A 7,268-nucleotide genomic window follows, 5' to 3' on the forward strand; every position below is an offset into this window, starting at 1 on the left:
TAATATTATAATAAATTAACGCGGTGAATGGTTAAAGTTATTGTAGAAAATAAGAGGCTGTCGAAAGTTTCTCGACAGCCTGAGAGGGAAACTACTTGATGATTTCCCTCCTTTCATGGAAAATACACTATGTACATATTAAATATAGATACAGAAGGGATAGAGGAACCATGCGGCCCTTAATTTTAGGCATCCTTGCGGCTTTCTTTTTTGCATTTACATTTATCCTTAACCGATCGATGGTCCAGGCTGGGGGTAGTTGGATTTGGAGTGCATCATTAAGGTATTTCTTTATGGTTCCATTTCTTTTCACAATTGTGATGGGAAGAAAAAATCTTAAACCATTACTTGTGGAAATGAGAAAACGACCTGGCGGTTGGTTTATATGGAGCACGGTGGGCTTTGGCTTATTTTACGGTCCGATTTGTTTTTCGGCTGCCTATGCCCCAGGCTGGCTCATTGCAGCCACATGGCAGGTCACAATCATCTCAGGTTCCTTGCTGGCCCCACTTTTTTACGAAATGGTTATGACTGAAAAAGGACCAATCCAGAAAAAGGGGAGAATTCCTTTTAAAGGTTTAGGGATGTCATTAGTCATCCTCCTAGGAATTATCCTGATGCAATTGGAACAGGCAAATCACATATCGATTACTGCAATCGCCTTAGGTGTCCTTCCGGTACTAATCGCTTCATTTGCCTATCCGCTTGGAAACAGAAAAATGATGGATATTTGCGGAGGGCGTCTTGATGTCTTTCAACGGGTATTAGGGATGACATTAGCGAGTCTGCCATTGTGGGTTGTTTTATCTATTTATGGTTTATTTACTGTTGGTCCACCAAGTAAAGGACAAATAGTCCAATCTGGCCTGGTTGCGGTAACCTCAGGAGTAATTGCAACCATTCTATTTTTTAAAGCAACGGATCTTGTTAGAGGAAATATGCAAAAGCTTGCTGCTGTGGAGGCCACGCAATCAATAGAGGTCTTATTTGCAGTAATAGGAGAATTGTTAATTTTGAATACTGTTTTCCCGACTGAATTATCCTGGTTTGGTATGGTATTGGTTATGGTCGGAATGATCCTGCACAGCTTTTTTTCGCATAAAAGTAACCCGAAAAATCATCGCAGTGAAGGTCATAAAAAAACTGTGCCTAGAAATGTTTGATCCTTATCAATTTAGATTGATAAGGATTTTTTTTCGTAGTTCATGACCTTTTTTAACCGTTTAAATAGGGACTAAGCTTGTCAATTGTTTCTTGTACCTTTACTGAATTTCTCTTATACATTGCTTTTGATTTATCACAATCTGTCTCAAGAGAAAAGATCTCTAAATCAGCCTGAACTTTTTTTAGTGTAGCCAGGAGTAATGGACGTTGAGCGGGTGCTGGCACTTGAATTTTATCATCATATAGATCGACCGTTAGCTCTCCATAAGAATCGACTTGCCCTATGAAAACATTATCAAGAGTCACATCTAGTTTTTCTAACTCTGTATAAAGCCAGCCTCTGCCTTTTCCGGAACATCTTAATGATTCATCGATGATATTCCCGTCCATAATGACTGTTTGTGGTTCTTTTTCTTTCGCCATTTTCATTTGTAAATCTTTAGGTGTCAAAGGACGGTTTTCTGTTTTTAAAAGTGTGCTTAAATTTCCACGCGGTTCCAACACAGCAAATTCTACGTCTGCAATCCTAAAAATATCCTTTTGTCGAAGTAACGCAGAAAGTTCGTCAATCGAATATTTTTCTTTTTTTAGATTATTTTCTAGGACCTTCCCATCTTTAATGACCACGGTTCCTTTACCTTCAGCAAAATCACGAAAAGCTTTACTCTTTAGAGAGACAAAGTCAACGAGGAAAGTTACCAAGAAGAAAATGAGGACGGCTAACATTCCATGCCATACATTTGCTTCTAGTCCAGTAACAACTTCACCGGCAATACTTCCAATGGTAATTCCTGCAACATATTCAAAGAAAGAGAGCTCAGAGATTTGTTTCTTTCCAAGTACTTTTGTTGTAATAAATAAAAGTCCCAAAAAAATTAATGAACGAGTTATGATAAAAATCCAATCTGGCATTAGTTTCTCTCCTCAAAATTTTATGAACCCATATATTGGGGTTCATGTCGTTCAAGTTCCAAAACACGGTATTGTAGATCCTTCTTTACCTCTTCAATCGTTAGTGTAGCTTCATGAAAAATAGCTTGAGCGTCTTTATCGAGTGAATTTAAGGCGAAGGAAGACAATTGTGCTTCGATCCCCTTAATGGTAGAGAGACATTGCTTGACATTAGAAGCGATTGTCACAAATTTAACTTCCTTTCATAAGAAAATTAAAAAATGAAAAAGGGGTTGGCAGAATCGCCAACCTAAAAACTGCTTTTATTGATTGTATTGTGGTTCTTCGTTCAAAATTTCTTGAAGACGTGGTTCTAAGCTATCTAGAACCGATTGAGTTTGTTGGGCTGCTTGTTGATAAAGCTGCTTTGCATTTTGGTTATCAGTTGCTAATGCGAATCCTTCAAAACTTGCCTGTGCACTTTTTAGTCCAGCTAATGCTTGTTTTACCTGAGTTCCTACTGTCATTACATAATCCTTCTTTCCTGATATAAAATGAAATTACAAAAATAGTATGTGGATTATTCGGGTGGATATGTATTTAATGTTTTTTTGCCTAGTTCTAAATTTCCCTGAAACATTATCTGGAAAATCCCATTAGACAAGAATATTTTCTAGAACTAGCGGGTGCAACGCATTTGTTTTATCAATAAAAATAAATCCATCATATCGCAGCCCCATTTTCGATGGGACGTAATTACCATATTGTTCGTTTTCCGGCCGGTAAACCACACCAATTGCTCTATGCCCAATCGTTGTTGTAAATTCATGACGGTTCTGTTCATTAAATATCAAATATTTATTTACAGCCCCTGTCATATGCATAAGTGATTCCCAGCTTCCGGGTTGGGCGGGAGGTACCTCCGTTTTTTGAAAGTCAACTCCCCATTCGGTGGAGGCAATTACCGTACCGCTATACGTACCAAACCCTACAATAAAAACATTTTCGGCCCCGTTTTCTTCTCTAATTAGCTGTCCGACATTCACCATTCCTTCATCCTTCATATCAGTTGCTCGGGCATCACCTACATGTGTATTATGCTCCCATATGATTACCTTTGCATCATCACCATAAAATCTTCGTACTGAGTTGAGTGCTTCGACCATATGCTTGTCTCGAACATTCCATGACTTAGAATCACTAGTGACCATTGTCCGATAATATTCCTCTGCATTTGCAGTAACAATGGCATTTACCTCCATATTCAAGCTGTTTTCCTGGTCGTCATCGAATTTCCATTTGTTTTTCCGGATGGATGCTAGAAGTTCAAGTGCTTCCTTTGTACAATTCTCAGAGAGGTATCCGGCTGAAACCGCATAGGATTCATGATTGCGATTAAAGGGCTCAAAGCAAGAAAATGCTTCTTTGGCCTCCTTAAGGCTGGGAGAATTGGTCCTTTCTAAATAATGAATAATTTCATCCATACTTTCCCAAAGACTATACACATCCAAGCCATAAAAACCGACTTTTTGGGCTCTGTTGTTATGGTGATTATACTCTTTTAACCATTCAATGAGCCCAATGATTTCATGGTTTGCCCACATCCAGGTTGGCCATCTATTAAAATCCTCGAGCACATCTCTAATGTCTTGTGATGATTGGTTAAATCCTTTAATGTAACGATTGATGCTTTGGCAGGAAGGCCAATCACCTTCAACAGCAATCAATGAAAACCCTTTTTCCTTGATTAGTCTTTTTGTTAACTCTGCACGAAGTGTATAAAACTCTGAAGTGCCATGAGAGGATTCACCCAGTAGGACAAATCTTTTATCACCAATAGCGGCTATTAATGGGTCAAGATCATCAATTGTTTCAAAAGGTTTTGCGTAGGTATTAATGGCTTTAATCATAGGTTAGAGCATTCCTTTCCATTAGGCCTCAATTTTCTATAATATCCCCTTTATCTCATTAACCTAAATACCCAATAAATAACATTTTTAGCACAAATAGTCCTTAAATTCAAAAAATTACGTGTTATAATATTGAATTAATTCCTTCTACGGAACAAACACACATCGGGGATAGGTAAAGGTTTCCATTTGGATTGATAAGATTGCTAAAAGGGAATTTCATTTAATTATCTATCAGCTGATATCATGGTTGGGTTCCCTAAGGTGTTAATAAAATTAAAGGAGTTACTTCACTAGTTGAGGTAGCTTCTTTTTTCATTCGAGGAGTATAGAAATAAAGAAGCATTTTATTATAAATAGTACTGATTTTTCGTTATAATAAAGGTAGGAAATTATTTTTGAAAGGGGCCAGATAATGTCAGGAATACAAGAATTAAATTTAATTCAACAACAGGAAGAGATTATGGCGAAAATTCAGCACCGGAGATTAACAAAGAGAAAGATCCTGCAACGCATTTTATTAATCACTCTTGGTGCCGCCTTGATGGCAGTGGGCTTAGAAATTTTCCTCGTTCCCAACAATGTAATTGACGGTGGAATCACTGGGATTTCTATTATGCTTTCGTATGTTACAGGTTGGAAATTAGGGATATTCCTCTTTATTCTTAATATACCTTTTTTCTTTATTGGTTATAAACAAATAGGAAAAACCTTCGCATTATCAACACTTTATGGGATTCTCATCCTTTCTATTGGAACTACTCTACTCCATCCAGTCCCAGCTTTTACACAGGATATTCTCCTTGCGACAGTTTTTGGAGGAATTGTGCTAGGTATAGGCGTAGGCATAGTGATTCGCTATGGAGGGTCATTGGACGGTACCGAAATTTTAGCGATTCTTTTTAATAAAAAGCTTCCTTTTTCCGTCGGAGAAATTATTATGTTCTTTAATCTTTTTATCCTCGGGTGTGCCGGTTTTGTGTTTACGTGGGACCGTGCAATGTATTCACTTATTGCCTATTTTGTTGCTTACAAAACGATTGATATTACCATTACTGGCCTTGATGAATCTAAATCTGTTTGGATCATTAGTGACAATGCTAAGCAAATTGGTGATGCTATCATGAATCGTCTGGGTCGAGGTGTCACATATATCAATGGTGAGGGCGCATACTCAGGTGATGATAAAAAAGTCATCTTTTGCGTTATCAATCGTCTTGAAGAAGCAAAATTGAAGGAAATTGTTACTGAAAATGATGACAGTGCCTTTCTAGCTGTTGCGGATATCGCTGAGGTACGTGGTGGCAGATTTAAGAAAAAAGACATCCATTAGAAGCTGGGAAACATTGGCTTCTTTTTTGCGGAACTTTGACTTTATAGTAGAAATTAGAAGTAAATTGGCAATTTGTCGTTATGGGGCTAAAATGCGGTAAAATCACGATTAGTTTGGTGTGTTTCTTGTATTTTCATGTCAGATAATGCTGAAATTCCCGAGTTGATGAATGGTGCTTTTGTCGTACCTTGCGCTTACCTCGGAAATAATTTTGCGAAAAATGAATTATTTCCAAAAAAGATGGCAGGATATTTCCCTTTTCCTGCCATCTTTTTTATAAAGTAAATCTCAGAATAAAAGCTCAAACACTTCATTAAGCTCGTGAGCCCTTTTTTCATCTTGCTCTTCTTTTGCATAGTTAATTTCTTTCGGCAGCATTCTATTTAAAAATGCAATTTCTTTTTGGTTCAAATCTCGAACAAAGGATCCTTCGGAGGCATAGCGACCTTCCGATAGTTTGCGGTAAATATGCCTGCCTTCGGAATGGTCATCAGTGTAATTTGACAAAGTTTCTCTTAAGTAGCCCAAAGTTTTATCCAAGGTTTTCACCTATCCTTTCACCACATATTTTTTAACGAGATTCCTTTAATATACATGCGAAAGTTAGGAAATAGCTGGCCAGTAAAAAAGCCTCTGATAAACACACTTAAGAGAGAGGCTTGTAATAAACATTTTAAGATTTCGAACAAGTGATGATTCGATAGCTTAAAATATCCTGGTATTTTAAGACCATATTTCCATGTTCATTTAATATTTGGAAAAGTTCAGGTTCAAAATTTTTGGAAAAATTGAACTCTGCTGTATTGTTCCCATGACTGATAGCAGTGTTTTCGATTTTTAGGACAATATCTTGGAAGCCTGTTTTCTCTAATAATTTTCTCCAATCATCCTCCATTAATAATGAATCTAAAGCATAAAATTTCATGATTTCAGCTTCTTCATCCTGACTCAGCTTTGTGTTTATCGTCATTTCGTTTGCAATAAAACGTCCACCTTTTTTTAAGACTCGATAAAATTCTCTTAGTGCGGTCGGTTTATTAACAAAAGCTAAAACGGATTCAGATAAAATAAAGTCAAAGCTATTGTCTTTAAAGGGAATTTTCTCAACAGACCCTGGGATTAACTGAATGGGTAAATTTAATGATTGAAAGCGCATTCTTGCTTTATCTATCATGATTGGATTGATTTCAAGTCCTACTACCATTGCCTTATATTGCTGATATAAATATGCCGCGGTTTGTCCAGTGCCGCAGCCTGCATCTAAAATGCGGGATTTGTTTGTAATGTTTTCACCAGACAGTATGTTTTTTGTTAATGGGATACCACCTGGATGGGCCCCACCCACGCCAAATTTGGCCAAAAAGTCAATATAGGTTAAACCTCCCATAAATAAAGACACCACCTCAATGATCTTTTAGCATTTTATGATAACTAGTGGAGAGAGGTTCTTTCTAAATAGTGATCCGGAATAACAATTAACAATAGAAATATTATGTAAACAAAAAATTGACCATTAAAACATTTATCACTCAAAAACTTACCAGCAAATAACAAATTATGTTCAGTTTCCTTCTAATATTTTAAGCGATTACGCGCAAATTAATGAAATGGAAGGGGTAGATTCCTTTCCATTTCAATATGAAGGAGTGCTTTGGATGAAAAAAGTAAAAGTTCAGCCGTTTTTCAATATGTTTAGAAGAAAACGAAAAAGTAGAGGAGCTATGTGGGCATCTCTATTAGGCATTGGTATAAGTGCTGCTGTTTTTGGAGTGACAAAGGGAAAACGTAAGGACCTTGCACTTCCTTTTCAGAATATGGTAAAGAACTTTACGCCAAAAACAAATCTTAATTTAATGGATAATCAAGCGATAACAGAATTTTCGGAAGAACTATTGATGAGTGCATTAAATAAAGATAATAAACGTTAAAAAAAAAGTCCGCATTGCGGACTCAGATTGTCGAGAAAGGGT

Annotated in this window: 9 protein-coding genes; 3 read left to right on the forward strand and 6 right to left on the reverse strand. The window is 36.9% G+C overall.

The window, feature by feature from the left end:
• The first annotated feature begins 170 nt into the window (after positions 1–170).
• A complete protein-coding gene (locus J7E66_RS30280; RefSeq protein WP_215007495.1) occupies positions 171–1,163 on the forward strand; it encodes a DMT family transporter in 993 nt (330 codons plus the stop codon).
• A gap of 52 nt (positions 1,164–1,215) precedes the next feature.
• Here the strand turns inward: J7E66_RS30280 and J7E66_RS30285 are convergent, their stop codons facing one another.
• The 4 genes from J7E66_RS30285 to J7E66_RS30300 all read right to left on the reverse strand — a co-directional run bounded on the left by J7E66_RS30285 (position 1,216) and on the right by J7E66_RS30300 (position 3,965).
• Positions 1,216–2,076: a DUF421 domain-containing protein gene (locus J7E66_RS30285; RefSeq protein ID WP_215007497.1), complete on the reverse strand. Its 861-nt coding sequence runs from the start codon at positions 2,074–2,076 to the stop codon at positions 1,216–1,218.
• Positions 2,077–2,096: 20 nt separating this feature from the next.
• Positions 2,097–2,303, reverse strand: a complete 207-nt coding sequence (locus tag J7E66_RS30290; RefSeq protein ID WP_088088549.1) for a DUF1657 domain-containing protein — start codon at positions 2,301–2,303, stop codon at positions 2,097–2,099.
• A gap of 75 nt (positions 2,304–2,378) precedes the next feature.
• Positions 2,379–2,582: a DUF1657 domain-containing protein gene (locus J7E66_RS30295; RefSeq protein WP_088088548.1), complete on the reverse strand. Its 204-nt coding sequence runs from the start codon at positions 2,580–2,582 to the stop codon at positions 2,379–2,381.
• A 129-nt stretch (positions 2,583–2,711) separates the two neighbouring features.
• Positions 2,712–3,965 carry an erythromycin esterase family protein gene (locus J7E66_RS30300; protein ID WP_215007500.1) on the reverse strand — a complete coding sequence of 418 codons (1,254 nt, stop codon included), beginning with the start codon at positions 3,963–3,965 and terminating at the stop codon, positions 2,712–2,714.
• 463 nt (positions 3,966–4,428) lie between these two features.
• Here J7E66_RS30300 and J7E66_RS30305 point away from each other — a divergent pair, with 463 nt between their 5' ends.
• The gene (locus tag J7E66_RS30305; protein WP_374103904.1) at positions 4,429–5,298 is read left to right on the forward strand and encodes a YitT family protein; all 870 of its coding nucleotides are present in this window, start codon (positions 4,429–4,431) and stop codon (positions 5,296–5,298) included.
• Positions 5,299–5,586: 288 nt separating this feature from the next.
• Here the strand turns inward: J7E66_RS30305 and J7E66_RS30310 are convergent, their stop codons facing one another.
• Both J7E66_RS30310 and J7E66_RS30315 read right to left on the reverse strand, forming a co-directional pair.
• On the reverse strand, positions 5,587–5,838 hold the full coding sequence (locus tag J7E66_RS30310) for a sigma-G-dependent sporulation-specific acid-soluble spore protein CsgA (RefSeq protein ID WP_215007513.1): 252 nt from the start codon (positions 5,836–5,838) through the stop codon (positions 5,587–5,589).
• Positions 5,839–5,971: 133 nt separating this feature from the next.
• Positions 5,972–6,685 carry a class I SAM-dependent methyltransferase gene (locus J7E66_RS30315; protein ID WP_215007507.1) on the reverse strand — a complete coding sequence of 238 codons (714 nt, stop codon included), beginning with the start codon at positions 6,683–6,685 and terminating at the stop codon, positions 5,972–5,974.
• A gap of 268 nt (positions 6,686–6,953) precedes the next feature.
• On the opposite strand from J7E66_RS30315, the gene J7E66_RS30320 reads away from it, so the two are divergent.
• Positions 6,954–7,226 carry a hypothetical protein gene (locus J7E66_RS30320; protein WP_215007510.1) on the forward strand — a complete coding sequence of 91 codons (273 nt, stop codon included), beginning with the start codon at positions 6,954–6,956 and terminating at the stop codon, positions 7,224–7,226.
• Positions 7,227–7,268 lie beyond the last annotated feature (42 nt).

The organism is Bacillus sp. ISL-7, assembly GCF_018613065.1.

What these genes read in the sequence shown, in the direction of transcription:
- J7E66_RS30280 (WP_215007495.1), top strand. Translation starts at nt 171, where the DNA reads ATGCGGCCCTTAATTTTAGGCATCCTTGCGGCTTTCTTTTTTGCATTT.
- J7E66_RS30285 (WP_215007497.1), bottom strand. Translation starts at nt 2,076, where the DNA reads ATGCCAGATTGGATTTTTATCATAACTCGTTCATTAATTTTTTTGGGA.
- J7E66_RS30295 (WP_088088548.1), bottom strand. Translation starts at nt 2,582, where the DNA reads ATGACAGTAGGAACTCAGGTAAAACAAGCATTAGCTGGACTAAAAAGT.
- J7E66_RS30300 (WP_215007500.1), bottom strand. Translation starts at nt 3,965, where the DNA reads ATGATTAAAGCCATTAATACCTACGCAAAACCTTTTGAAACAATTGAT.
- J7E66_RS30305 (WP_374103904.1), top strand. Translation starts at nt 4,429, where the DNA reads ATGGCGAAAATTCAGCACCGGAGATTAACAAAGAGAAAGATCCTGCAA.
- J7E66_RS30315 (WP_215007507.1), bottom strand. Translation starts at nt 6,685, where the DNA reads ATGGGAGGTTTAACCTATATTGACTTTTTGGCCAAATTTGGCGTGGGT.
- J7E66_RS30320 (WP_215007510.1), top strand. Translation starts at nt 6,954, where the DNA reads ATGAAAAAAGTAAAAGTTCAGCCGTTTTTCAATATGTTTAGAAGAAAA.